Raw genomic sequence first — 25827 nt, forward strand, 5'->3', positions numbered from 1 at the left:
AAACATATACCACATCACACAATCACCAGAGCTGGCACCAGTTTACTCTGGCACATATCCCTCGCTCGCCATCAGCAGTTCCCGGGTATAGGGGTGCTCAGGTTCCGCATTGCGCATCTCTTCCACACTCATCACCTCGACAATCTCTCCCCGGTTCATGACCGCGATATCGTCACACATATGCGCAACCACCGCGAGGTTGTGTGTTACCAGCAAATAGGTCAGATTTTTACGCTCTCTTAAATCGGCGAGAAGGTTCAGAATTTCGGCCTGAACAGAAACGTCGAGTGCCGAAGTCGGTTCATCCAGCAACAGAATTTCTGGCTCCAGCATCAGGGATCTTGCAATCGCCACACGTTGGCGCTGCCCCCCCGACAGCTGATGGGGGTAACGGAACCGGAAAGAGGTGCCAAGACCAACATCAACCAACGCCTGATCAACGCGAGCATCCCGATCTTTCAGACCATGGAGAATCAAAGGCTCACTCAATGTACGGTCAATTGTGTGTCTGGGATGCAAGGAAGCGTAAGGGTCTTGAAACACCATCTGAATGGTTTTGTAAAAAGCCTTGTCCCGGCGATGATCAATGGCGTTGCCTTTGATATTGATCACCCCTTTCCAGTCTGAAATCAGGCCACTGACTGTCCGCAGAACTGTAGATTTTCCCGATCCGGATTCCCCGACCAGACCAAACGAACCTCCTTTTGGCACTGAAAAACTGACACCTTTAACAGCCTGTAACCGGTCCTGGCCCTGGCCAAAAAAAACATCAAGATTCTGAATTTCAAGCGCCGCAACAGCTTCTTGTTGCTGCACAATCTCAGATGAATGCATCAACACTTGCTTCCTCCTGCCACTTGGGGTCACGTTCCAGAACAGAAAGGCGCTCGCACGGCGATGAGATATGGGGCATAGCCGCAAGCAGACCACGGGTATAGGGATGTTTTGCCTGTTGCAGTTCGTCGGCTTTACAAGTCTCCACAATCCTTCCGCCATACATGATAATCACCCGGTCACAGAAAGAGGAAACCAGATTCAGATCATGGCTGATAAAAATCAGCCCCATACCCCTGTCACGCACCAGCTTATCCATAATCTGCAGTACCCGCATCTGGACAGTCACATCCAGTGCCGAGGTCGGCTCGTCTGCAATCAAAAGATCCGGCTCGGGAATCAGCATCATTGCAATCATGATCCGCTGCCCCATCCCCCCCGATACCTCATGCGGGTAGCTGTCATAAACCCGTTCTGGATTTCGGATCTGAACGGCTTCAAGCATCTCAAGTGCCCGCTTTTTCGCTTCAGCCTTCGAAGATCTGTTGTGCACCCGATAGGCTTCCCCGATCTGGTGGCCGACTTTCATCACCGGATTAAGTGAAAATTTGGGATCCTGCATCACCAGCGAAATACGGTGTCCGCGAATGGCCCGCATTTCCTTTTCGCTCAACGATTGCAGATCAATACCATCAAACAGAATTTTCCTTGCCTGGACTTCACCTGGCTCCCGAATCAGACGCAGGATTGCCCGCCCCGTCATTGACTTGCCTGATCCGGACTCACCAACAATCCCGATCCGCTCTCGCCCCACCGAAAAAGAAATTCCCCGCACGGCCTCCACGGTTTTTCTTTTCGAGTGGAACCGAACCCGGAGGTCCTCGACCTCCAGAAGAGGTTTATTCATGACTGTTCCCCCTTCGGATCAAGAATATCGCGCAATCCGTCGCCAAGAAGATTGAAGCCGAGAGAAACAATAAAAATTGCCAGCCCAGGCATGGTTGCCACCCACCAGTGATCCAGTAAAAATTTCCGGCCAGCTGAAATCATTGCCCCCCATTCTGGCATCGGCGGTTGTGCCCCAAGTCCCAGGAAACCTAGCCCCGCGGCCGTGAGAATAATCCCTGCCATATCCAGCGTTACCCGGACGATGATCGAGGACATACACATCGGCCAGATATGCCCGGTAATAATCCTGAGACTGCCCGCGCCTTGCAGTTGGATCGCACTGATGTAGTCCGCATTCCGGATTGTCAGAGTTTCCGCCCGGGCGATACGGGCATAAGGGGGCCAGGCTGTCAGGGAAATGGCGAGAATGGCATTTTCGATCCCGGCCCCCAGTGCCGCCACAAAGGCAAGGGCCAGAACCAGTCTGGGAAAAGCCAGAAAGATATCGGTGATGCGCATTAAAACCATATCTGGCCAGCCACCGAGATATCCGGCGACAGTGCCGACCAGCAACCCGAACACAGGAGCAGTACAAGCCACCAATACAACAATCATCAGGGTGATTCGGGAACCAAAGACAATCCTGCTCCAGATATCCCGGCCGAACTCGTCGCTGCCCAGAAGATAACCTTCACTTCCCGGGGGAGCCAGCCGCATGGCCAGGTTCTGTTCACTTGGGCCATGGGTTGCGAGTAACGGCGCAAAGATCGCAACCAGTATCAGGGTTACCAGAATAAGAAACCCGACCAGTGCCAGCGGATTGGAACGCAGACTCTGCCAACCACGATAAAGCTGGGTCATCTTCGCCTGAAACCTTGATTGAGGGGTTTCAGTCGTCAACCAGGCTTGCAGGGAGGACAGGACTGTGACGGGAGGACTGTGATTGGTATTGTCTGTCATCTGGCCCTCGGATCCACAACCTTGTAAAGGAAATCAGAAAAGAGATTAAGGCCGATAAAAATCAGTCCGACCACAACGGTCCCCCCCATCACTGCATTCATATCTGCCGAAAGCAACGCGGTGGTCAGATATTGTCCCAGTCCCGGCCAGGCAAAAATCACCTCGGTCAAAACCGATCCTTCCAGAAGGTTTGCATAGGAAAGCGCAATCACAGTTATCAGAGGGATCATCACATTCCCCAAAGCATGCCGCCAGATCACAGCATGTTCGGACAGGCCTTTGACCCGGGCAGTGATGATGTATTCCTGCGTTAGCTGTTCCAGCATGAAAGAGCGGGTCATCCGGCTGATATAAGCCAGGGAATAATACCCAAGCAGCGAAGCCGGCAGAATAATATGTGATACAGCATTCCAGAAAATATCAATCTCTCCGGCGATCAGACTGTCGACCAGAATCATACCGGTAATCACGGGCACTAGGTCATCATAGAAAACATCAAGCCGCCCCGGGCCGCCTACCCACCCCAGGATGCCATAAAAAATCAGCAAGCCCATCAGACCAAGCCAGAAAATCGGCATGGAATAGCCAAAAAGCCCAAAAAGCCGGATCAGCTGATCCTGCCATTTTCCTTGGTGCACAGCTGCGATAACCCCCATTGGCACGCCAAAAAGCACGCCAAAAACAGTCGCAACGGATGCCAGTTCAAGTGTGGCAGGAAAAACCCTGATAATGTCATCAGAAACCGGACGGGCTGTGAGCCTTGAAATTCCAAAGTCGCCGGTAAAGACCTGCTGCAGAAAAACGCCAAACTGAACAATTAACGGCTTGTCCAGCCCCAGAGAAAGATAAGCCGCGTCGTAAACCTCTTTTGACGCCCGTTCCCCGACAATTGCGAGAACCGGATCAATCGGCATCACCCGGCCGATCAGGAAAGTAATAAACAAAAGCCCGACAAGTGTGGCGATGATTGATAAGAGAACTGTCGTCAGCCCGCGAAGACGCTTTAGAAGCGGCGAAGATCCTTCTCGCCGCTTCTGCGTCGCTGTACCAGCAGCGTTGTTCATGCTGCTCTACTTGGTCACTGTCCAGTAATAGACAGCTGTCACAGCAGAACCGGTGACAAAACCACTGACATTTGCCCGTCGGCCTGTCTGCTCGTTCTTCTGGAACATCTCGGCGAAAGGAGAGACTTTCTGATGTTCCTTCTGAATATCCACATACATCTGGGCACGCTTCGCATTGTCTGTTTCCTGGACAGCCGCTTCAGTCATGGCTGTCAGCTCGGGGATAGCCCAGGCATTCCGCCAGGCCAACTTACCGAGATGCTGTGCTTCATCCGCATTGTCAGGGTTGGAGGCAAAGGTATCTGCATTGGTATGAGGATCTGGATAATCCGGCCCCCAGGCACCCAGATAAATCTGGAAATCCCGGGCCCGGTATTTGCCAAGAATCTGCTTGCCAGTACCCTGAATCAAAGAAACGTTGATCCCAGCCTGGGCAAAGGTGTTTTGCAGTGACTGGGCAATCTCGACCCGTTCCTGTGCATCGCGCACGATAATCTCCACGTCGAAACCATCAGGATATCCCGCTTCGCTCAACAGTCCCTTCGCCTTTTCAACATCAAAGCTGAAAGGCTGATCTTTCAGCTCCCCCATATAGGTCAAGGGCAGGAAAGCCTGGTGGACCTTCCACTGGCCTTTCAGAAAAGCACCTTCCATACCTTTATAATCAACCAGGTACTTCAGGGCTTCAATGACCTGTGGCTTGGAAAGGATCGGATCTTTCTGGTTCATGGAAATATACATGATCCGGCCCCGCAGATCTTCATCTACAGCCAGATCGGAATTGCCTGAAATTCCAGCGATATCTTCCGGTGAAAGATTTCTGGCAACGTCGACATCACCTTTTTCCAGCAGCAGTCGCTGTGTCGCGGATTCCTGAATATGGCGTACAATCACGCGCTTCATCGCAGGTTTTGCCCGCCAGTAATCAGGGTTTGCATTCAGAGTATAGGATTCATTCGGCTTCCAGCTCACCAGAGAATAAGCCCCGGAACCGGCAGAGTTGGTACGCAGCCATTCATTGCCCCAGTCGCCATCTTTCTCATGGGACTTTACTTCCTTTGAATCAACAATGTAGGAAATGGCACTGGTAAAACAGTTCAGCACAAAAGAAGGCGCATATTTTTTATCCGTTACGACCACCAGCGTCCTGTCATCTGTCGCTTTAATGGTGCTTTCCATATTGTCCGGGGTAAAGCCGAACTGGGTCAGGATAAAGGAAGGCGTTTTGTTTAACCCCACTGCGCGTCTGAGTGAAAACTCTGCGTCATGGGCGGTCAGATCGTTTCCGGAATGGAACTTAACCCCTTCGCGTATGGTAAAGGTAAAGGTCTTGCCGTCTTCGCTGATCGTCCAGCTTTCAGCGAGGCTGGGTTCGTAACCCTTGGACAGATCCTTCGGGTCAAAGCTGACCAGTGAATCATAGACATTATTGGCATAATCCGTGCCAGCAAATTCGAACATTTCCTGTGGATCAAGCGAAATAATATCATCGATCCTGTTGGCCACGACCAGAATATCATCCGGGGTTGCGGCAAAGCTCGGCGGTGCAGACCAAGCGGGGACGGAAATAGCCGTGGCGAGCACCAGGCCTTTCAACCAGTTTTGTATTTTCACTTTTAGACTCCCTGTTTAGAACGCGGCGCCTTTTAGGAAAATTCACCCTGTTTCTCAGTGGTTGTAATAGCGTCGCCTGTACAGCGTTGCGTTTCCAACACCTTTTGTCAACTTTCACAACCGCACAGAAAAGTCTTGCAATCAGAAGGATATGACAAATTTCATCATCTCAGACCAGACAACCCAAAATAGTAATTTTATACAATATCCCGAAATCATATCGTTCCTGTAAAAACATCAGAGATCCATAAGTAGCTGAAAATTATTTGTTTAGCTGCTTGATTATAATTTTTAAAAAATTACACGCGTAAAGGGTTATTCATTTTTTGCAGATAGATTAGAACCCATGACAATCACCTTGAGACACGCAAAAAATTATCCTCTAACAGTTTATTTTTCATCTATTTTACAAAATTCGATAAAAACAGCGAATTTGATAAATACAACTGTAACCCGGCTTCTGCCCTTGCCAGATTTATCTGTCTGATCCAGTGTGCAAACAAGCTGTTCGTGCCCAGGTTGCTCAGCTTCGCTACAATCCGGCACTAAAATCCGGCTGAAACACGATTACCAAGAATGACCTGCAAAGAAATTTTCTCCCTGCAGAACGAAATGAACATGATGATGAAAAACTATTCTGTGCTCTTTGTCTGTACCGGAAACATCTGCCGCTCCCCGGCTGGTGAAGGCATCCTTCGCCACCGCCTGAGAGAAAAAAACATGGATAAGCAAGTCAGAACTGATTCAGCAGGCACCCACGACTATCATCTTGGTGATCCGCCCACAGCAACCGGTCTGAAACTCGCAAGAAAGCGGGGTTATGACTATGCGGATCTACGTGCCCGCAAAGTAACAGTCCGGGATTTTGAAGAGTTCGATCTTGTCCTGGCGATGGATATGGGACATCTGGCAATTCTGCAGCAGATCTGCCCAGCAGAACGGTATCATAAACTCTCCCTTTTTCTTGACTATAGCGCGATCACTGACAAGAACGTTGCAGATCCCTATTACGGCGGAGCGGCAGATTACGAAGCCATGCTGGACGTTATCGAGCAGGGTGTAGATGCCCTCCTCCCTCATATCGAGAAACAGATTCATGACTAAACAGCTTGCAAACAGTGTAAATACCAGCGGGGACAGAATATTTCTTGGCATTATTCTGGCCATCATCATGGTCTTCTGTATGTCCGTAATGGATGGCATTGCCAAATGGCTGACCGCCTCTTACAGCCTGATCAGCATCATCCTTATCCGCAATACCTTCAGTCTGCCATTGACTGTCGCACTGGTGGTCAAGTCCGGAGGCTGGCAAACCTTGCACTGTGATCGCCCCTGGCTGTTATTGCTCCGCTCTGCCCTGATCATCGTCACGGCCGGGAGCTTCTATGCGGCCTTACCCCTGATGCCGCTGGCAGAAGCCTTTGCCATCACCTTTGTCGGCCCTTTGTTTATTACAATTCTCTCGGTCATATTTCTGGGTGAAAAAGTTGGGCTGCATCGCTGGGCTGTTGTCTTTACTGGTTTTTGCGGTGTTCTGATCATCTTCCAACCCGGCACAGATGCTTTCCAGCCTGCTGCACTCCTGCCGCTGACAGCCGCTTTTTTCTATGCTGTTTTGATGATTATCACCCGAGAACTGCGGCATCACAGCACCTCGGCAGGAATCACCTTCTGGGGCACCCTGACCACGGTCATCCTGGCTCTTGTTGCCCTGTTCCTGCCATGGAAGCCCTTCGCCTGGACCCTGCCAGACAACAATGACCTGCTCCTGATCCTTGTAATGGCGATTGTCGCAACCACAGCGCATTTTCTAACCAGCCAGGCTTATCGTTTTGCTCCAGCCGCTGTCATTGCTCCGCTGGAATATACTATTCTTCTGTGGGGTCTGTTATTCGGCTGGTTCTTCTGGAATGAGATTCCCGAACTCCACGTGCTTCTCGGGGCTTCGGTTATCGTCGCCAGCGGGCTCTATCTTATATATCGAGAGTCTCGGTCCATGAGAAAAACGGTTCTGGATAATCGGCTTCAAGAGCATAACAAGCACCCGATGGTGTAAGGTGGCTTGAATAGAGTCCAAAGCACTCCGCAACAAAAGGTGGATGAGAGAAAAGACTATTTGCCTGCAGATAATTTCCAAAAGCGGGTCCAGGGGCAGATTTAAAGCGGCAGAGCGTGACATGGGGTGTAAATTTTTCACGCTCCAGATTCACCCCCACCGATTGGGCTGCGTGCTCGATCTTGCGTTTAAGGTCTGATATTTCAGGCGTCTTCTCGACACCTGCCCAAAGCATTCTTGGTTTGTTTTCCTTGCCGAATGCCCCTACGCCGCTCAGGCGAACCTCAAAAGGTTTGAAGTGTATCCGGCTGAAAACCTCATCAAGATCGCGGGCAACCGCTCCATTGACCTCACCAAAAAATCGTAAGGTTATATGAAAATTTTCGGGAACGACCCAGCGCTGACCTGGCAAACCGTGACATAAACCCATCAAGCTCAAACGGGCTTCTTCGGGTAACGCAATCGCCGAAAATAGGCGCATAAGGATGCCTCCTGTTAACAAACCACCCCAGACACTCGAACCTGCACGAAAACCTCTTACCATAGTCCTCAAAAACAGGCTTCAATGGCAAGGTAATTTCCAGTCGTCAAAGCTCATACATCACTATGGACAGGGAATCGTATGCCGACGTCCCAGAGCTTCTATTTCAGCAAGAACCTCATCCGAAAGTGTGATCTCTGCAGAAGCTATATTTGTCTTTAATTGCGCCATCTTTGTGGCCCCGATAATCGGGGCCGTAACAAAAGGACGGCTCCGTACATAGGCAAGTGCCATCTGGGCTGGATCAAGACGATATTTATCCGCCAGGGAAACATAATCTTGCACTGCAGCTTCTGCGCGTTGGCCCATATAGCGTTTGTTATCCGGGAACAGGGAAATTCTGGCCCCTTCAGGACGTGCCCCACCAAGGTATTTTCCAGTCAGGACACCCGCAGCAAGCGGGGCATAAGCCAAAAGTCCTATATCCTCGCGAATGGCGATTTCCGCCAATCCCACCTCAAAGCTGCGATTGAGAAAACTGTAGGGGTTCTGGATCGAAACCATGCGAGGGCCCTTGCCTTCACCCGCCAGTCTCAAGAACTCCATTGTTCCCCAGGGCGTTTCATTGGAAATCCCGACATGACGGATTTTTCCGGCCTTCACCAGATCATCAAGCACGGCCAGGGTTTCTTCCGGCTGCGTGATCATCTCTTCATTTCGATGGTCAAAACCAAGTTGGCCAAAGATATTTACATTCCGGTCGGGCCAATGCAGCTGATACAGATCGATATAGTCCGTTTTCAAGCGCTTGAGGGAATTATCCAGCGCTGCTGTAATATGTTTGCGATTAAAGCGGGCAATTTCTCCCCGGATATAGGTCTGGGCCGGACTGGGCCCGGCAACCTTGGATGCCAGCACAATCTGGTCCCGTTTTTTTCTATTCTGAAACCAGTTGCCGATGATCTCTTCTGTAGCTCCATAGGTTTCAGCCTTGGGCGGCACAGCATAAATTTCAGCGGTATCAAAGAAATTGATCCCCTGATCCACAGCATAATCCATCTGTTCAAAGGCTTCAGCCTGACTGTTCTGTTCTCCCCAGGTCATGGTTCCAAGACACAAGCAGCTCACTTTCAGGTCTGTACGGCCCAGCTTTCTGTAATCCATGATCAAATTCCCTAAAGATTTCGCAAATCAATAAAACAATGTCAGTACACCGGTATAGCCATAAAGGCGATCGTGGGAGATCTCCCCGTTGGCATAGAACCCCACAAGCGGCATATCGCCAAATTCCTGGCGGATAACATTAAGTTCTTCCGAGTTGGGGCCAAACAATGCCTGTCCCCGCCCCAGACAGGAAAAATACAGCCCTGCTTTGGGCGAGCTTGGTAATCTTGCCCGCAAATCATCCAGAAGCCGGTTAAGATCTTTACGCGCCGTGTCACTATCCCGCCGACAAAAGAAAATCGGCTGTCCGGGCTGCGTTTCTTCAGTAATCTCAAGAGAGCCATCACCTGTATCTATGCTCAATATGTTCCGGACCAGATAGTCTTCTGTCTCATTTCCCGCAATCGGGAAGCCAACAAAAATATACCCGCCGATCCGGCTCAGATCTCTGGAAAGCAGCTCCCCAATATCCTCCTTGAGAACATCAAGGGCAGGCCTGTTATCAATCGTAACGATCCTGCGCCCCTCTGAAACAGTCACCATGCGCTGTTCCCCAATCGGGCTACAGCCTTGGGTCAGGCCAGTTATCGCAGGGGCATTGGCATTGAAAAGTACCCCTGAAACAGCGCTCTCGGCGACATGGTCCGCCACCTGCAGCATTTCGGTACGCGAAGAGGTCAATCCGCCAACCAGATAGGTTTCAAGCCCTGCCGCAAGCGAAGAAAGCTGAAGTGGCAAGCTGTAATCCCGTGGATCTGCATGCACCACGCCCAGATAGGGCTTGTTCTCTGTAAGCCATTTTTCAACCCCGTCACCTGTGACCACCAGACGAACGCCTTCATCCATCTCGATCTGCCCGGCTTCGAAAACCTGGAAGCTGTCTGACGGGAAAGCCCCGATCAAGGCCACAAGAGCTGACTGGTCATAAACTTCACGCGAATCAATCCGCCCGAACTTGTCACCCGCAATTGAAGCCACTCCGATTCCGACAGTCCCGCACCAATGCTCTATTCCGGTTTTCTCTCGTAGATAGGTCAGGATACTGCCAAAATCGTCTGCATGGTTATCGGAAAGATAAATGAAGCCCAGATTACTTTCTTCAGGGATGTCCCCCAACCCGAGAAGCACTTCGTTACAGGCGCTGGACCATTGGGCTGTCTCGGAAAATCCGGCTTTAAACCGGGGAGGCGTTACAGTCATCAACTGCCTTTCTCTGCGGCGATCATACTTTCTATATAGGGCAGGATAGCTGCAACGATCTTGTCAACGCCAGCCCTGTTTGGATGAATCCCGTCTTTCTGATTCAGATCCCGCTCCATGGCAACACCCTCCAGAAAAAAGGGATAGAGTTCTACCCCTGTTTCCCTGGCCAGATCCGGATAGATACGGTCAAATTCCTCTACATATTCAGAACCAAGATTTCTCGGTGCCTGCATTCCAGCCAACAACACGCGTGCCCCGAATTGTTTCAATCCCACGAGTATTGTTCGAAGATTTTTTTTGGTTTCCGCGGGCTCAAGGCCACGTAAACCGTCATTGGCGCCGAGTTCGACTATCACCAGATCAGGCTCGTCCATTAAAGCCCACTCCAGCCTTGCCAGGCCGGAGGCAGAGGTATCACCAGAGTTCCCCCCATTAATAACTTCTACACTATACCCGGCAGCATCCAGAACGGCCTGAAGGCGTTCAGGAAAAGTATCCCCCGCCTCAAGTCCATAACCATGCGTAAGGCTGTCGCCATAAGCGAGCAGCTTCAAAGGTGTATCTGCAATTGCAGGACGAAACCCTGCCGTTAGCAGAAGGGATGCCAGGAGGAAAAACAGGGAGAAAACTCGGGAGATTTTTTGCATCTTCAATAGGATCAGCCAATAATAATGAAATAACGGTAAATGAGACTCTACACTGAGAAATAGGGTTTGTCAGAAGCAGGAACAAGTCTGAAGCAATTGAATTCCCTCTGCCATGACCCCATATAGCCTCCAGTCAAAGGTTTTCCCGCACTGCTTTGGAAAGATACTGCTCTATGCCACACACTTCTTCCGCGCTTGTTTCTCTTTCCGATTTACATCTTACCCTCAAATCCCAAGCGGGATCGGTTGATATTCTCAAAGGCATAGATCTGGAAATTAACGCCGGAGATACCGTTTCGGTTGTCGGTCCCTCCGGCGCGGGAAAGTCGTCGATGATGATGCTTATGGCCGGACTGGAGGCTGCAACATCAGGCCGAGTGACCATAGACGGTAAGGATCTCGGCGCCATGGACGAGGATGCCTTGGCCCGCTTCCGGCGCGACGGAATTGGTATTGTTTTTCAGGATTTCCATTTGATCCCCACGATGACCGCCTTGGAAAACGTTGCGGTCTCGCTTGAATTTGCCCGGAAACCTGATGCCCTTGCCCGGGCTCGCGCCCGTCTCGAATCTGTTGGACTGGGTCACCGCCTTGATCACTTTCCCGGACAACTTTCCGGCGGGGAGCAACAGCGTGTTGCCCTCGCCCGCGCTTTTGCTGCCGAGCCCAAACTTCTGCTAGCCGATGAACCAACAGGCAATCTTGATAGTGCCACAGGTGATATTATTATCGACCTGCTGTTCAGCCTGCAGAAGGATCATGGCACCACACTGGTTCTGATCACGCACGATCCCAGACTGGCCAAACGCTGCAACCGAACCGTCGTTTTGAAAGATGGTCTGTTGAGCGAGCAACATTCCCCTACAGAGAAATCGGAAAACGTGTCTCCAGCTTCCGGGACGGGTCCTCGTGTGGCCTCCGCAAATGCAAAAGGCCACGCCTGATGCGCCATTCTTTACCCTTCTCCCTTGCCATGACCTTTGCCCTGCGTGAATTACGCGGGGGAATTAAAGGTTTCAGAATCTTCCTGGGTTGCCTCTTTCTCGGCGTCAGTGCGATTGCGGCAGTCGGTTCGATTTCCGCTTCGATTGAACAGGGGCTGCGCAACGATGGCCGTAATCTTCTTGGGGGTGATATCGCGCTAAACCTCGTGCATCAGCAGGCCACTCCTGAACAGATAAACTGGCTTGGCGACAGGGGAAAAGTCTCTCTGGTACGGGAAATGCGTGCTATGGGACGTCAGGACCAACCCAGTGGCAAGCGCACGCTTATCGAACTTCGTGCTGTTGATAATGTCTATCCGCTTTATGGAGACATTGTACTGGACCCTGCGGCCCCTCTTCAGGATGTGCTGGAGATGAAAGACGGGCAGTGGGGAGCCGTTGTAGCTCCTAACCTGCTACGCAAGCTGGATCTGAATATCGGCGATATCATTGTCGTCGGAGATACCCGTTATGTTGTTCGTGGCGCTCTGATCAAGGAGCCCGATCTTTCAACCCGTGCTTTCACCTATGGCCCGACAGTGATGGTTTCCGGTGACAGCCTGGAGAGCACCGGACTGATACAGCCAGGCAGCATGGTCCGATACGACTATCGGTTGGCCCTGCCTCTGTCCACAGATCTTGCGCAGTTCCAGAACCAGCTTGGCACCAGCTTCCCCGATGCGGGTTGGCGGGTACGCAGTTCGGAACAGGCCGCCCCAAGAATCAGCCAGTTCATTGATATCCTTGGCATGTATTTAACTCTGATCGGCCTCGCGACGCTGCTGGTCGGCGGCGTTGGTGTAGCCAATGCTGTCAAAAGTTTTATGGACAGCAAGGTCGCCATTATAGCCACATTCAAATGCCTCGGTGCTTCTTCAAGTCTGATTTTTCAGATCTACCTCGCCCAGATCCTTTTTCTCACGCTTGCTGGAACGCTTGCAGGCCTGCTTGCAGGGGCTGCGGCACCTTATTTCGCCGCTTCTTTTGCCGGGGATATTCTCGGTTGGGACATTGCCGCTGGCCTCTACCCGGAACCTTTGCTTCTCGCCGCTGCTTTCGGTTTCTTGACAGCCCTGACCTTTTCACTCTGGTCTCTTTCCCGGGCCGGGAAAACATCTCCTGCGCGTCTGTTCCAGGATCTGACGTCACCGATTACGGGACGTCCCACACCCCGGGCACTTTGTGTTCTGGCGCTGAGTTCTGCCTTGCTGGCACTGACAGCTGTCGCCTTTTCCAGCAACCCCAAAATTGCCGGATTTTTCATCACCGGCGCTATTGCCACCTTTATGATCTATCATTTCGTCGGTTGGGTGGTAACCAGGTTAACCCGTGCTCTGCCCCGGGCAAGCCATCCTGCCCTGCGTACAGCCATTGCCAACTTGCATCGCCCGGGCGCTCCGACATCCAGCGTGATCCTCTCCATGGGGCTCGGGCTGACTGTGCTGGTGATTGTCGCCCTGCTTGAAGGAAATGTGAGCCGGGCTGTAACCCAGAGCCTGCCTGAAGAAGCCCCCGGATTTTATTTTATCGATATCCAGCCGGAACAGGTCGAAGACTTTGAGAAACTGGTGCTGGCGACGGATGGCGTCAGTGAACTCCACCGCGTACCGATGATGCGTGGACGAATCACTGCTGTTAAAGGCACCTCTCCTGATGAGCTTGAGATACCAAGCGAAATCAAATGGGTTTTCCGCAGTGACCGGGGACTGACCTGGTCAGCAGAAATGCCGGAAAATACAAAAATTGTCGCCGGGGACTGGTGGCCTGAAGATTATAATGGCAAACCGCTTGTATCCCTTGATGAACAGGTTGCCAAAGGCCTCAACCTGTCGCTTGGGGACAGTCTGACCATCAACCTGCTCGGACGTCCCATCGAAGTGGAAATCGCCAACCTGCGCAAGATCGACTGGGGCGGTCTTGAGATCAACTTTGTCATGGTATTCTCTCCTGGCCTGATGTCCCGCGCTCCACAAACCCATATTGCCACGGTCAAGGCCGCACCGGAAATAGAAGACGCGCTTGAGATTGCTGTCACAGATCGTTTTGCCAATGTCTCTTCCATTCGGGTCAAGGAAGCCCTGCAAGCTGCAACAGAACTGCTGGGCCATGTCGCCCTGGCACTGAGTGTCATCGCCACGGTTGCCCTGCTCGCTGGTACACTGGTTCTCGGTGGAGCCGTTGCTGCAGGTCACCAGCGCCGGGTCTACGATGCCGTGGTCCTGAAGGTTCTCGGAGCAAGCAGACGTGCGCTCACCCTGACTTTTTTCCTCGAATTTGGACTATTGGGCATAATCTCGGCTTCTGTGGCCGTTGTCATCGGCTCTATCGCCTCCTGGGCAATTACGGTCTACATTCTGCGGCTGGAGTTCTCTCTTCTCAGTGAAGTAATGATCCTGACACCCCTGATTGCCCTTGTTGCAACGTTGTTGTGTGGATACATCGGTACCTGGAGTGCCCTGCGCCAGCGCCCGGCTCCGCTTTTGCGAAATCAGTAAATCATCCCTCAACCAGCGGGTTATTAAAAAAAATCATCGCTTTGTTATTGATTCTTTTTACAGGACGTCCAATATTAGAGGCAGTTTAACAGGTTTTTGAAACGAGGTTTCTCATGATCGACCGTCCCGCACATCGTAGTGTAGGTTATGGCCAGGCTTCAGCAGCGGATATTGATGAAGGCCTGCGCGCCTATATGCTCGGTGTCTACAACTATATGGCCATCGCCCTCGGGATTACCGGGTTTGTTGCCTTTGGTGTATCACAGAGCCCCGAACTTCTCATGGCCATCTTCGGTACACCCTTGAAATGGGTGGTAATGCTGGCTCCACTGGGAATGGTGTTTTTCCTCAGTGCCCGTATCCATGCCCTTCAAGCCTCAACCGCCCAGATGCTGTTCTGGGTTTTTGCCGTTCTGATGGGATTGTCACTCTCAACTGTCTTCATCGCCTATACAGATGAATCAGTTGCCAGAGTATTCTTCATCACAGCTGCTTCCTTTGCTGGTCTGAGTCTGATTGGTTATACAACCAAAAAAGATCTCTCCGCGATGGGAGCCTTTTTGATTGTTGGTTTGTTTGGCCTGATTATTGCCAGTATCGTAAACATTTTCATGGCGTCTTCTGGTCTTGAGTTTGTAATTTCAGTTGCAGGTGTGCTGATCTTTGCAGGTCTGACTGCTTACGATACTCAAAAAATCAAACTGATGTATCTGGAAAGTGACAGCTCGGAAATTGCCCAGAAAAAATCCATCATGGGGGCTCTGACCCTCTATCTGGACTTCATCAACCTCTTCCTCATGCTGCTACGCCTTCTTGGCAACCGCGAATGATCCAGAGTTGATACAAAATAAAAAACCGGCTGTTTCTTCAGCCGGTTTTTTTATGCTCACAGCAGAGGGTATGACACTTTAATCAAGAAATGGCGTCATCCACTTTTTCCTGAAGTGAAGCGGCAACTTTCTGTAAAATCTCGGGGCCTTCCCCTCTGATATCGTTCGCAATAATCGTTTTCATGGCTGTCAGATGCGCTTCATAAAGCTGCACCACTCCCGGATTTACGCCAGACTGTTTCGCCTGAAATTTTACCAGGGCATGAAAGCTCTCGCCAATCCGGGTCATGAGCGGGAAACCAAAACTTGTTCCCTGCCCTTTTACATTGTGAAGCGTTCCGCGCGCCTCAGCAAACGCCTGGGCAGCGTTATCACCCTCTGATTCCTTGATACGGGACAGTAATGCTCCCAGACTATCAAGATCGGCCTCAACACCTTCCCTGTACAAGGCATTGAGTTCCGCTTCGGTAAGAGGCTTCTGACTCAATTACTCTGTCCCCGTTGATCTCATCTTCTGTAAAAGCTAACCGTTAAACACAAACCGGAAAAGGCAAAAAAACAAACTTGCAAAACCGCCTTTCCAATTTTCGAACAATAGCGCATTTCTCTTAACAAAGCCTTTTGACCGACTACGGCAGACTTGTCTATAAGCCTAGACATGGATGCCCTTATCTCTCCCCTACCGTCTCATCGGGAAACACTGCGCCGGGTTTTTGGCTATGACAGTTTTCGCGGTGATCAGGAAGAAATCATCAGCCACGTGATTGATGGCGGGGATGCCCTTGTTCTCATGCCAACTGGTGGTGGGAAATCTCTTTGTTACCAAATTCCAGCGTTATGTCGCAGCGGGGTAGCTGTTGTTGTTTCCCCCCTCATTGCCCTGATGCAGGATCAGGTAACGGCTCTGCAGCAGCTGGGGGTAAAAGCGGATGCCCTGAACTCTTCCCAGTCGTACCCTGATATCCTTGCCACCGAACGGGCAATGCGTTCGGGAGAGCTGGATATCGTTTATGTCGCACCCGAAAAACTCCTGACCGACGGGTTCCTCAATCTGCTCGAACAATGTGAAATCTCGCTCTTCGCCATTGATGAGGCCCATTGCGTTTCCCAGTGGGGCCACGATTTCAGACCGGAATACCTGCAACTCAACCTTTTGAAACAGCGATTCCCCTGGGTTCCCCGCATCGCCTTGACGGCGACAGCAGATGGCCCGACCCGGCAGGATATCTCGCAACGACTGGGACTGGGGGAGGCAAAGGCTTTTGTCGCCGGTTTTGATCGACCGAACATCCGCTATCGGGTCGGCCTTAAGGCTGCCCCCAAAAAACAGCTCACAGACCTTCTGGAACGCGAACATGCCGGACAATCGGGGATTGTCTATTGCATGTCGCGAAACAAGGTGGAGGAAATCGCCGACACGCTCTGCGGTAAAGGCTTCAACGCCCTGCCCTACCACGCCGGGCTGCACAAGGATGTCCGGGCAAAAAATCAGGACCGCTTTCTCAAGGAAGATGCTGTCATCATGGTGGCAACTGTCGCCTTTGGTATGGGCATCGATAAACCGGACGTCCGCTTTGTTGTCCACCTGGACCTGCCCAAAAGTCTGGAAGCCTACTATCAGGAAACCGGACGTGGGGGACGAGATGGTCTGCCCGCAGAAGCCTGGATGATCTACAGCATGAATGATGTGGCACGGCTCTATCAGATGGCCGCCCAATCAGATGCCCCGGAAGCACAAAAACGGATTGAAAACCGCAAGCTCGAAGCCTTGCTCGGTTTTTGCGAAACAACCCGCTGTCGTCGTCAGGTTCTCCTGGAGTACTTTGGCGATACGCCTGCAGGGCCTTGTGGCAACTGTGATACCTGCCTTGATCCGGTTGAAAGTTTTGATGGTACCGAAGCGGCACAAAAAGCCCTCTCCTCGGTTTACCGAACCGGTCAGGTCTTTGGTTCTGCCCATGTGATTGATGTTCTGCTGGGGGCCAAAACCGAGCGGATCGAAAAACTGGGTCACGACAAACTCAGCACCTTTGGTATTGGCGTCGATTATACCAAGCAGGAATGGCGTTCGATCTTTCGCCAGCTCGTGGCTCTGGGCCTTCTGAAAGTCGATATGGAGGGGCATGGCTCTTTCCTGCTCGGCCCGCATTGCCGCCCGGTTCTGCGCGGCGAACAAACAGTTCAGCTGCGTCGGGATCCGCAAAAGAAAACCCGAGCAAGCCTCAGGGAGCATTATAAGAAATCCTTTGGTCCTGCCACAACGATTGATAATCCGGCCGATGAAGCTTTGTTTCAGTCGCTGCGGGCGCGCCGCCTGGAACTGGCCAAGGATCAGGGCGTCCCGCCCTATGTTATCTTCAACGACAAGACCCTGCTGGAAATGGTGATGGCCCGGCCCCAGGACATGGAAGATATGGCCGAGATTGCCGGGGTTGGAAAACGCAAGCTTGAACGTTACGCAAGCCTCTTTCTTGAGGTCATAAACGAAAACAGGGCCTGAAGTAACTTCAAGCCCTGTTTTCTATTCAACTATCCCATCAGGATTTTTTACCAGGTGGATTTTCCTGATCCGTGTTGTCTGCCTCATCATCTTCTTTTGCCCAGAGCGCGGCACCGTCATCGAGCATTTCCGGGCTCTCGACTTCAACTCCCATGCTCTCTGCCAGATTGGCAGCCGTTGTTGCTTCCGCTTCTGCTTCAGCAATCACCTCTTCATACCACTCTTCCCCTTCAGGGGTCATCGCCACAACCATCGAAGATGCTTCCATAGGCAGACCGACATAATCCCCCTGATCACCCAGAGGAACAGCACTTCTGCGGGTCATACGATAGATCCCGAACAGACCGATCAACAGAAGGGTAAAAGAAAGCGAGTACACAAAAGCATCCGGACCAAACCGTCCCATTAACAAAGGACTGACCAGAGGGCCGATCATCGCCCCGAAACCACCGATGACAATCAATCCGCTGGTCGCAGCAACAATCTCTGACGTTTCCAGATGGTCATTGGTATGAGCAATCGCCAGCGAGTAAAGCGGCATACACAACGCCCCGAAAATAAAGGCGCTGATCAAAAACAGAACACTAGCCTGAGGACCGGATAGCGGCACAAGAGACAATCCGACAATCGCGGCCAGGACCGAGACAACAATCAGGACCTGCCGACGATCAAAGCGATCCGAAAGCTTGCCTATAGGCCACTGCAGCGCAATGCCCCCCACGGACATCGCCGCCATAAAAAACGAGATGTCCTGTGGTGTCATCTGCAACTTGCCTCCGTAAATCGCCCCGATACCAAAGATCTGGGCCTGCGCCAGTCCAACCCCGAAGGCACAGGCAAAACCGAGTGGAGAAATCTGGTACAGACGTTTCAGACTAACGGGAGTAGGCGATTCAAAGACAGGTGCCTGGACTGCCGTCATCGTCGTTGGCAACAGCGCAAGTGAAACCAGCACCGACATCAAAACAAACGGCACAAAACTGCCCGGGTCTGATACGTTGATCAACAGTTGCCCCAAGGCAAGGAAGCCGTAAAGAACTACCATGTAGATCGACAGAAGTTTCCCGCGCGTCTCATTTGTCGCGCTGTGGTTCAACCAGCTTTCGGCAACAATATAGAGCCCGGCAAAACAAAACCCGGTAATAAAACGCATCGCCCCCCAGACATAGGGGTCAATAAAGACGGCATGTAAAAGAGCCGAGGTCGAGGACAGCGAAGCCAGAGCAGCAAAGACACGAACATGCCCGACGGTTTCCAGCGCTTTTGGTGCCGCAAACGACCCCATAAAATAGCCAATAAAATAGCAGGCCATCACAAAACCGGTGGTTTCGGTTGAAAAACCTTCCATTGAAGCCCGGACGCTGAGTACCGTACTCTGCAGGCCATTACCGAGCATCAGGAAGGCTAACCCCAGAAATAGTGCCCAGGATTTAGATACAGCCGAAAACATCATCATTACCTTTCACTGCCGGGGCCTCTGCCAAATAGTCAGATTTCCCAAAAAAACGGAGATGCAGATAAAAAGCACTCCGGGCGACATTACTTCTTCACAAGCGACATGTTTGGTACCAGAAGGGTATACAATCCCGATTTGATACAATCGGGTCCCGGTCGAACCAACACTGCAAAGGTAAATCCTTCTGCCAGCCGCATATTTTTACAATTCCCCGAACCTGTCCTCAGGACTATATCCTTAGAACGATAAGCTCGGGTTAACGAAAGCAGATCATCGCGTATACCAAAAGGCGGTCTGAATTTTGCGGGTCAGGCAAAGGGAGGTTCGAGACCTTCCTGCTCAAAAGCACGGATGACTGAAGGTCGGAGCACCATATTCCCTATGTGTTGTCCAAGGTTTGGCATATCACCCGGTTTTTGCGTAAAAAAACGTCCCCAGCGACAGAGCATGAGCAGATAAAAATCCAAAAGCGATATTGCAGGCCCCATCATATAAGGCCCTTTTTTTGCAAGTTGTTCTTCAATGATACGGAAATAACCGATCAAACGGGCCTCGGCCGCATCCTTAATTGCTGCCGCATGTTCCGGATCCGTTGAATAGCGATCAGAATAATAATAGACGAGAAACTCTGTCTGAACGGTATTGGTCAAAAACATCAACCATTGATAAAATTTGGCGCGTTCCGGTGTTGAAATATCCGGAGCCATTTTTGTTTCGATATGCCGATCGGCCAGATGTAAACAGATTGCCGCTGTTTCGGCAATAACCATCCCGCCATCTTCAAGAACCGGAATTCTTCCGGAAGGATTCAGGGTTAAATAAGCCGCCTGTTTATGTGCGCCAGCATTCCGGTCAACATAAACCAGTTCATACTCTACACCCATCTCTTCCATAAGCATATGAGGAGCAAGATTGGCGTTTCCCGGATAATAATGCAGTCTATACATAAGGATAGTCCTGTTTGTAGCTTCAACAATTACGAACAAATCAACTCAAGCATCGCTTGAGGTCAAGATCAAAAACTTCAGAAATAAAACAGCAGATAGTCCACAATAACCTTTTAGTCATCCCTTCGGGGAATCACAAAGGCTCGCACCTGACATATGCCTACGATTTGAAAGGAATTAGTAAGACTTTAGCTTTAGAATCACAGGCATGTGTAATGGGTGCAAGTTTAATCAATGATCGAGAACAGGCAGTACAAAAGATATGCAGCAGGCGATTGGGCATCGCTGGGGCTAGACGGTTCCTGGCACCCCTGTTCTGTCCATAATCTCTCTGGAAATGGTCTGTTTCTTGAAACTTTCTGTCGGCCTCCCATCGGAACAGTCGTTGACCTCAAACTTAGCAGTCTGGGCAGCTATAGTGGCACTGTCGTTCGTCACGCTTGGGACGGAATAGGTATCCAGTTTCGTGATGGCGATCCCCAGAGCCATCTCACCCCGGATCATCGCCAGGGTGCCTTGTTCAGTGATGTAGAACTCAACCACTCTGACCCTGTTCTGTCTCCCCGATAGTACAGCAGCTGGTCGATCTGCCTTCGCCTGATAAGACCCCTGCTCAAACAATAGCTCAACGTCTGAAAATTATGCTGCTGGCTTACGCAATTTCAATTTCATTGCCGTGATCTGGTATATATCCAGCCCTGTAATACCTGAAATTTCACGCAAGGAAAGCTGGGTTTCTCTCAACAGCATGGATGCATGTACCCGCGGGCTCATACCTCTTGGTTTTTTGCTGCGAACCTTTACCGGACTGGCAAGACCTTTTGGCGCCTCATTGTCTTTGGCAAGACCTCTGTCATAGGCAGCCCGCAATGCCGCTTCATAACGGGCTTTCTCAGCCTGCAGATGCGTATCCATCAGATGCAGTGAATTGGCGAAGACCCGTTCTGTAGCAGACATGCTATAGGAGGATTTGCGTTCTTTTGGCTGCTGTTTGGGTTCTTCAGGTTCCACCCCTCCGGCAGCAGCTTCCTCCAAGGTCATGTTATGTTTGGCGGCAATCCGTTGCGCAGCAGAAAGTGCGTTATCCCGTTCTCCTTCATAGGGGCTCAAAGCCGCAACTTGAAGAAGATTGTGGAACCGGATTCTTTCGGCCTCTGTAAAACCCTCGCTAATTGCTCATATTCCTTGTTGCTGATTCAGTTCGCCCATTTTAGGCAATCGTTACTTTAAGAGCAGTAAAAAAAACTATTTTTTTGCACGGGCCTGATCCGGACTTTGCTGATTACCAGATCCAGATAATTTATTCCTGCCAGTTGGCTCCTGCCGCCCGCAAAGCCGGGAGGATATCTTGTCCTCAAAAAAATTGAGCAAAAGGATAAAGGGAATAAAAAAAATCCAGGCCAGAAAGTATACCACGCGGGCCATCATTTCCGCTCATCCGAAGCAGAGAATGATTGCTCCTTTTCCAAATCGTTTTCCGGAAGCTCAACTGAAAATCGACCTGCTGTAGAGCCGTGGGCAATACCGGAATGCAGCGCAAGCAAAACAATTTCGGCATCAATCCCGTCATCAAATACCTGGGTCAACTCTAGGCGTTTGCGCATTTTCTGTGAGTACTCGACCCCATTCTCTTCGGCAAAGTCTTCCTCGCCCATAAAACAGTATGTCAGGAAGGACGCAAGGTCGATCAGAACAGCTTCACTGTCTTCGCGGAGCAGCTCTCGGTTCTTTGCCAAACGCCAGAGTGTTAATTTGACAGCATCAGGTATCGACGAACTGAAAGCCCCGCAACGCCGCAAGCCATCATCAATCATATGGATTTCTTTTTTGCGTCCAAACAAGCCGAAAATCATTTGCAAGTCTCAAGATAAGGGATTCAAAAGAGCCGTTAATCTCTGATACACCCGATGTCACACAAGCGCCCATCAGAGACCTGTCACCAGAGGTCTATAATCGAGGCTAGGTATAAAGCAGCAGAAGAGGTAAGGAAACCCACAGTTATAATTACGCCCAGCCGCTGTCATTTTGAGCTGCCCCCTCTTTCACTTTTCCCTGGGAAGAATTTTACCTGCTTCCAGACCTGCAGTTAGCTTTTCTGTTGCCTAAAAATATCACCCGGTTTAGCTTGTTGAACAATAGTTCATTTTCTCTGACCTTTTGAGGCTTGCATGTCCCGCACCGGATTATCTCATCGTTTTACCCGCGCCATCGTCCGTGAACCAAGCCGGAGCGTCATCAATGGCCTTCGAGCAGACGACCGTGGTGCACCCAGCCACGAACAGTTTGTTCTGGATCACCACGCCTATGTTGCCGCCCTTGAACAGGCCGGAGTTACAGTGGATGTCTACCCGGCACTGGAAGACTTTCCGGACTCGGTTTTTGTTGAAGACGCCGCACTTTGTTTTCCCGAAGGTGCCGTTATTCTCCGCCCCGGTGCACCCAGCCGGACCGGGGAAGCCAAAATCATGAACAAGGTTCTCCTGTCCTATTACGAAGACATTCAACGGATAGGTGAGGATGAAGGCTATGTTGATGGCGGGGATATTCTGGTAACAGAGGATGCCGTCCTTGTCGGACTTTCAGCCAGAACCAATCAAACAGGATTTGATGCGCTCAAACAAAAGATTGCCAAGTGGGGCTATGAAGCCAGGGCAATCAATACGCCTGAAGGTGTGCTTCATTTCAAAACCGACTGCGGTCTGATCGGTCCCAATGCGGTGTTGGCAACCTATCGTCTGTCCGGCTCTCCATGTTTTGCCGGTATGACAGTGCTGGAAGTCCCCAGAGGGGAAGAACCTGCGGCCAATGCCATCTGTGTGAACGACACGGTTTTGCTTTCTGCCGGCCACCCCAAAACCGCTGAACTTCTGCGGAATGCCGGGTACAATGTCGTCGAGATCCCGACCCAGCAGGCAGCGCTGGTAGATGGTGGCCCCTCCTGTATGTCCCTGCGTTTCAATCCTGTACCTTTCAATCCGGATTAAAACTGATAGGCTGGGCGAAATCATACCTACAGGAATATCCCTGATTCATGTGCGGACGCTTTGCCCTGACGACTCCCATCGCTGATCTAAGTGATCTGATGGGTTTTCCAGAACGGCCCAATCTGGAAGAACGCTATAATATCTGCCCGACACAGCCCATTGCCGTGGTTGTGTTGGGCAAGAATGCCCGAAAACATTTCACACTGCATCGCTGGGGCCTGATTCCCAACTGGGTCAAAGAGCCCGACATCAACAAACCTATCCATAATGCCCGCAGCGAAACAGTAAATGAAAAACCTTCTTTCAGGGGACCATTCCGCGGGCGGCGATGCTTGATTCCCGCCAATGGCTTTTATGAATGGCAAAGCGGACAGCAGGGAAAACAGCCTTATTATATTTCGCGACCCGACAATGCCCCCTTTGCTTTTGCCGGAATCTGGGACGACTGGCTTGGGGCCGATGGCAGTGAAGTACAGTCCTGCGCCATTCTGACCACAGAAGCCGGCCATGATATCTGTCACATCCACCATAGAATGCCCGTGATTTTACAAAGAGCAGATTACGACAACTGGCTTTATAAAGGTGGGCACAGCCTACTCAAGCCAGCACCGATCAACAGCCTGAAAGCAACTGCTGTTTCTTCTTATATGAACAGTACCCGCAATCAGGGCCCGGCCTGCCTTACCCCGGAACCTGTCCAGGCCGTTCTTTTCTAGGATACACGTCTTCATTCCTGCCAAGACGTTATTTTCTTCTTCAATCCAGAAATCTACCCTGTTTTACTTGTTCCTTTGGGTTACTCTTCCTTTCCCACCTTTCTTTTTCTATCGAGTTTTTCATGTCCCCGGCGATCGTCAGCAATCTCATTATCTATCCGGTAAAGTCCACAGCAGGACTATCTCTTCCACAAGCAGAGCTCTTGACTTCGGGCCTTGTCGGAGACCGTCGTTACCTGATCACAAAGCCTGATGGCACCTTCGTTACCGGACGTACCCACCCCAAGATCACGTCAATTCGCAGTAACTATCATGGCGAAATACTCAGACTGACCCAGGAAGACATGATTGATCTTGTTCTCGATCCAGCCGGATTTAGCGAAAGCTATCTTGATACTTCTGTCTGGGGTACAGAATTGATCGGCCAGATTTGTGGGGACAAGGCTGACGACTGGATCAGTACGGTACTTGGGGAACCACTGCGCCTGCTCTATTTTGGCAATCGCAGTGAAAGATATATCAAGCAACATCCTGATTGCGATGTCAGTTTTGCCGATGGATACCCCTTGCTGCTGATCGGCGACAGTTCTCTTGCCCACCTGAACAACCGGCTACCTGCCCCGGTTTCCATGGCCAACTTTCGACCCAATATCACCGTTTCGGGCAGCCCTGCCTTTGAAGAAGACGGCTGGTCCCTCATCCGTATTGGTGATGTAAGGTTTGAGCTGCCCAAAGCCTGCGCACGTTGTGTCTTCACCACGGTAGATCCCCATGCCCATGTTGCAGACAAAACACTGGAGCCCCTGCGAACCCTGACAAGTTACCGCCAACGCCAGAACAGCCGCGATGTACTTTTTGGCGAAAACATGATTCCCCTCAACTCTGGCTCTATTCGCATTGGTGATCCGGTCGAGGTTCTCAAAACCAAAACCCGTCCTGTCTATATCGACAACTGGCTCCCCAGTGCGAGCCGGCTGAGCCAGCAGATGAAACCACCTGCTGCAAAGGACTTTCTGAACAGCCCGGTTTTACTGCGCTGCGTCCAGATAATTCAGGAAACTCACGATATCAGGACCTTCAAGTTTATCGCCGACCCTCAACAACGCTTTGATTATAAGGCCGGACAATTTCTGACCCTGTTTGTACCGATTGATGGCAAAGTGGTCAGTCGGTGTTACACCATATCTTCCAGCCCAAGTCGGCCAGATAGCCTGACAATCACTGTCAAGCGCGTTACAGGGGGCAAGGTATCAAACTGGTTGCACGACCACCTTGCCATCGGGTCAACCCTTGAAGCACAAGGCCCATCGGGGCAATTTCACCTGCAGGAGAATCAGCCGCGCCAGCTTCTGTTGCTTTCGGGTGGATCCGGTATCACACCGATGCTTTCTATGCTCCGGTTCATTACCGATAATGCCCTGGATTTCGATATTCATTTTCATCACTCTGCACGTAGAAACTGTGACCTCGTTTCCTGGCAAGAACTTACCCTCCTTGCGCGGCAAGTACCGGGCCTGAAGCTCTCTTTCAACACCAGCCAGGAGAAGCCGGACACCAGCCATAGCAACAAAGTTTTTGAGGGACGGCTTACCCGGGACAAGCTGATTGAAGTCTGTCCCGACCTGCTTGAGCGAAGCATTTTTGTCTGTGGCCCCGATGCCTTTATGAAAACAGCGCAAGAGGATTTGAGAATACTTGGCCTTCCCGACGACCAGTATGAACAGGAAAGCTTCTCAATTGTGCCTCTCGCTCCCCCTGAGGATGCCAGAGGAGAGAGTTATAAAATCCACTTCACCAAAAGTGGCGTCACAACCGAAATCAAAGGGAACCAAACGGTTTTAACTGTGGCCGAAGCTTCAGGTATTGATGCTCCCTACAGCTGTCGAGGTGGTATATGCGGAACCTGTAAACAGCTTCTTGTTAGTGGCTCAATCGCAGCACCCAACGCAATGGGCCTGAGTAATGAAGAAGTAGATACCGGGTTTTTTCTGCCCTGCTGCAGCTTTCCCAGATCAGACCTCTCTGTCGATATCTGAGAATTTCACCAACAAAGCTAATCCAGATC

Annotated in this window: 24 protein-coding genes; 10 read left to right on the forward strand and 14 right to left on the reverse strand. The window is 51.1% G+C overall.

Annotated elements, in window-relative coordinates; translation table 11 throughout:
- Positions 1–42: 42 nt before the first annotated feature.
- From O4H49_RS09590 to O4H49_RS09610, 5 genes are read right to left on the reverse strand one after another with little or no spacing between them, the layout of a single operon-like run.
- Positions 43–834, reverse strand: coding sequence for an ABC transporter ATP-binding protein (locus tag O4H49_RS09590; protein WP_269423215.1), 792 nt, complete (start codon positions 832–834; stop codon positions 43–45).
- Positions 821–1681 carry an ABC transporter ATP-binding protein gene (locus O4H49_RS09595; protein ID WP_269423216.1) on the reverse strand — a complete coding sequence of 287 codons (861 nt, stop codon included), beginning with the start codon at positions 1679–1681 and terminating at the stop codon, positions 821–823. Before O4H49_RS09595 ends, O4H49_RS09590 begins: the two co-directional genes overlap by 14 nt.
- Complete coding sequence (locus O4H49_RS09600) at positions 1678–2622, reverse strand: ABC transporter permease (protein ID WP_269423217.1); 945 nt, start codon at positions 2620–2622, stop codon at positions 1678–1680. Before O4H49_RS09600 ends, O4H49_RS09595 begins: the two co-directional genes overlap by 4 nt.
- Complete coding sequence (locus tag O4H49_RS09605; protein ID WP_269423218.1) at positions 2619–3686, reverse strand: ABC transporter permease; 1068 nt, start codon at positions 3684–3686, stop codon at positions 2619–2621. The genes O4H49_RS09600 and O4H49_RS09605 overlap by 4 nt, the downstream gene beginning before the upstream one ends.
- A gap of 6 nt (positions 3687–3692) precedes the next feature.
- A complete protein-coding gene (locus O4H49_RS09610; RefSeq protein ID WP_269423219.1) occupies positions 3693–5300 on the reverse strand; it encodes an ABC transporter substrate-binding protein in 1608 nt (535 codons plus the stop codon).
- Between the two features lie 576 nt (positions 5301–5876).
- On the opposite strand from O4H49_RS09610, the gene O4H49_RS09615 reads away from it, so the two are divergent.
- Positions 5877–6404 (forward strand): low molecular weight protein-tyrosine-phosphatase, encoded by a 528-nt coding sequence (locus O4H49_RS09615; protein ID WP_269423220.1) that lies wholly within the window; start codon positions 5877–5879, stop codon positions 6402–6404.
- Positions 6397–7356: a DMT family transporter gene (locus tag O4H49_RS09620; RefSeq protein WP_269423221.1), complete on the forward strand. Its 960-nt coding sequence runs from the start codon at positions 6397–6399 to the stop codon at positions 7354–7356. The genes O4H49_RS09615 and O4H49_RS09620 overlap by 8 nt, the downstream gene beginning before the upstream one ends.
- On the opposite strand, the gene thpR is transcribed toward O4H49_RS09620, so the two are convergent.
- The 4 genes from thpR to O4H49_RS09640 form a co-directional block, all read right to left on the reverse strand.
- Entirely contained in the window at positions 7274–7837 is a 564-nt protein-coding gene (thpR, locus tag O4H49_RS09625; protein WP_269423222.1) for an RNA 2',3'-cyclic phosphodiesterase, read from the reverse strand. The two genes, O4H49_RS09620 and thpR, sit on opposite strands and share 83 nt — an antisense overlap.
- A gap of 123 nt (positions 7838–7960) precedes the next feature.
- Positions 7961–9001 (reverse strand): NADP(H)-dependent aldo-keto reductase, encoded by a 1041-nt coding sequence (locus tag O4H49_RS09630; RefSeq protein WP_269423223.1) that lies wholly within the window; start codon positions 8999–9001, stop codon positions 7961–7963.
- Positions 9002–9028: 27 nt separating this feature from the next.
- A complete protein-coding gene (locus O4H49_RS09635; protein ID WP_269423224.1) occupies positions 9029–10201 on the reverse strand; it encodes an FIST signal transduction protein in 1173 nt (390 codons plus the stop codon).
- Entirely contained in the window at positions 10201–10851 is a 651-nt protein-coding gene (locus O4H49_RS09640; protein WP_269423225.1) for an arylesterase, read from the reverse strand. The genes O4H49_RS09635 and O4H49_RS09640 overlap by 1 nt, the downstream gene beginning before the upstream one ends.
- A 173-nt stretch (positions 10852–11024) precedes the next feature.
- Here O4H49_RS09640 and O4H49_RS09645 point away from each other — a divergent pair, with 173 nt between their 5' ends.
- From O4H49_RS09645 to O4H49_RS09655, 3 genes are all read left to right on the forward strand, one after another.
- The gene (locus tag O4H49_RS09645) at positions 11025–11795 is read left to right on the forward strand and encodes an ABC transporter ATP-binding protein (protein WP_269423226.1); all 771 of its coding nucleotides are present in this window, start codon (positions 11025–11027) and stop codon (positions 11793–11795) included.
- Positions 11795–14329, forward strand: a complete 2535-nt coding sequence (locus tag O4H49_RS09650) for an ABC transporter permease (protein WP_269423227.1) — start codon at positions 11795–11797, stop codon at positions 14327–14329. The genes O4H49_RS09645 and O4H49_RS09650 overlap by 1 nt, the downstream gene beginning before the upstream one ends.
- A gap of 113 nt (positions 14330–14442) precedes the next feature.
- On the forward strand, positions 14443–15159 hold the full coding sequence (locus O4H49_RS09655) for a Bax inhibitor-1 family protein (RefSeq protein ID WP_269423228.1): 717 nt from the start codon (positions 14443–14445) through the stop codon (positions 15157–15159).
- Between the two features lie 82 nt (positions 15160–15241).
- Here the strand turns inward: O4H49_RS09655 and O4H49_RS09660 are convergent, their stop codons facing one another.
- On the reverse strand, positions 15242–15646 hold the full coding sequence (locus O4H49_RS09660) for an Hpt domain-containing protein (protein WP_269423229.1): 405 nt from the start codon (positions 15644–15646) through the stop codon (positions 15242–15244).
- 171 nt (positions 15647–15817) lie between these two features.
- Between O4H49_RS09660 and recQ the strand changes: the two genes are divergently transcribed.
- Complete coding sequence (recQ, locus tag O4H49_RS09665) at positions 15818–17659, forward strand: DNA helicase RecQ (RefSeq protein WP_269423722.1); 1842 nt, start codon at positions 15818–15820, stop codon at positions 17657–17659.
- A gap of 37 nt (positions 17660–17696) precedes the next feature.
- Here recQ and O4H49_RS09670 read toward each other — a convergent pair whose 3' ends face one another.
- Together O4H49_RS09670 and O4H49_RS09675 are read right to left on the reverse strand one after the other, a co-directional pair.
- Entirely contained in the window at positions 17697–19115 is a 1419-nt protein-coding gene (locus tag O4H49_RS09670; RefSeq protein WP_269423230.1) for an MFS transporter, read from the reverse strand.
- Between the two features lie 308 nt (positions 19116–19423).
- Positions 19424–20062, reverse strand: coding sequence for a glutathione S-transferase family protein (locus O4H49_RS09675; protein ID WP_269423231.1), 639 nt, complete (start codon positions 20060–20062; stop codon positions 19424–19426).
- 234 nt (positions 20063–20296) lie between these two features.
- On the opposite strand from O4H49_RS09675, the gene O4H49_RS09680 reads away from it, so the two are divergent.
- Positions 20297–20632, forward strand: a complete 336-nt coding sequence (locus tag O4H49_RS09680) for a PilZ domain-containing protein (protein ID WP_269423232.1) — start codon at positions 20297–20299, stop codon at positions 20630–20632.
- 69 nt (positions 20633–20701) lie between these two features.
- Here O4H49_RS09680 and O4H49_RS09685 read toward each other — a convergent pair whose 3' ends face one another.
- Both O4H49_RS09685 and O4H49_RS09690 read right to left on the reverse strand, forming a co-directional pair.
- Entirely contained in the window at positions 20702–21172 is a 471-nt protein-coding gene (locus tag O4H49_RS09685; RefSeq protein WP_269423233.1) for a hypothetical protein, read from the reverse strand.
- A 314-nt stretch (positions 21173–21486) separates the two neighbouring features.
- The gene (locus O4H49_RS09690) at positions 21487–21915 is read right to left on the reverse strand and encodes a hypothetical protein (RefSeq protein WP_269423234.1); all 429 of its coding nucleotides are present in this window, start codon (positions 21913–21915) and stop codon (positions 21487–21489) included.
- Positions 21916–22230: 315 nt separating this feature from the next.
- Between O4H49_RS09690 and O4H49_RS09695 the strand changes: the two genes are divergently transcribed.
- The 3 genes from O4H49_RS09695 to O4H49_RS09705 all read left to right on the forward strand — a co-directional run bounded on the left by O4H49_RS09695 (position 22231) and on the right by O4H49_RS09705 (position 25798).
- Positions 22231–23046 carry a dimethylarginine dimethylaminohydrolase family protein gene (locus tag O4H49_RS09695; RefSeq protein WP_269423235.1) on the forward strand — a complete coding sequence of 272 codons (816 nt, stop codon included), beginning with the start codon at positions 22231–22233 and terminating at the stop codon, positions 23044–23046.
- A gap of 47 nt (positions 23047–23093) precedes the next feature.
- Positions 23094–23762, forward strand: a complete 669-nt coding sequence (locus O4H49_RS09700; RefSeq protein WP_269423236.1) for an SOS response-associated peptidase — start codon at positions 23094–23096, stop codon at positions 23760–23762.
- Positions 23763–23884: 122 nt separating this feature from the next.
- Positions 23885–25798 (forward strand): hybrid-cluster NAD(P)-dependent oxidoreductase, encoded by a 1914-nt coding sequence (locus O4H49_RS09705; RefSeq protein ID WP_269423237.1) that lies wholly within the window; start codon positions 23885–23887, stop codon positions 25796–25798.
- Positions 25799–25827: the final 29 nt, after the last annotated feature.

The organism is Kiloniella laminariae (assembly GCF_027214005.1).
GTDB classification, from domain to species: domain Bacteria; phylum Pseudomonadota; class Alphaproteobacteria; order Kiloniellales; family Kiloniellaceae; genus Kiloniella; species Kiloniella laminariae_A.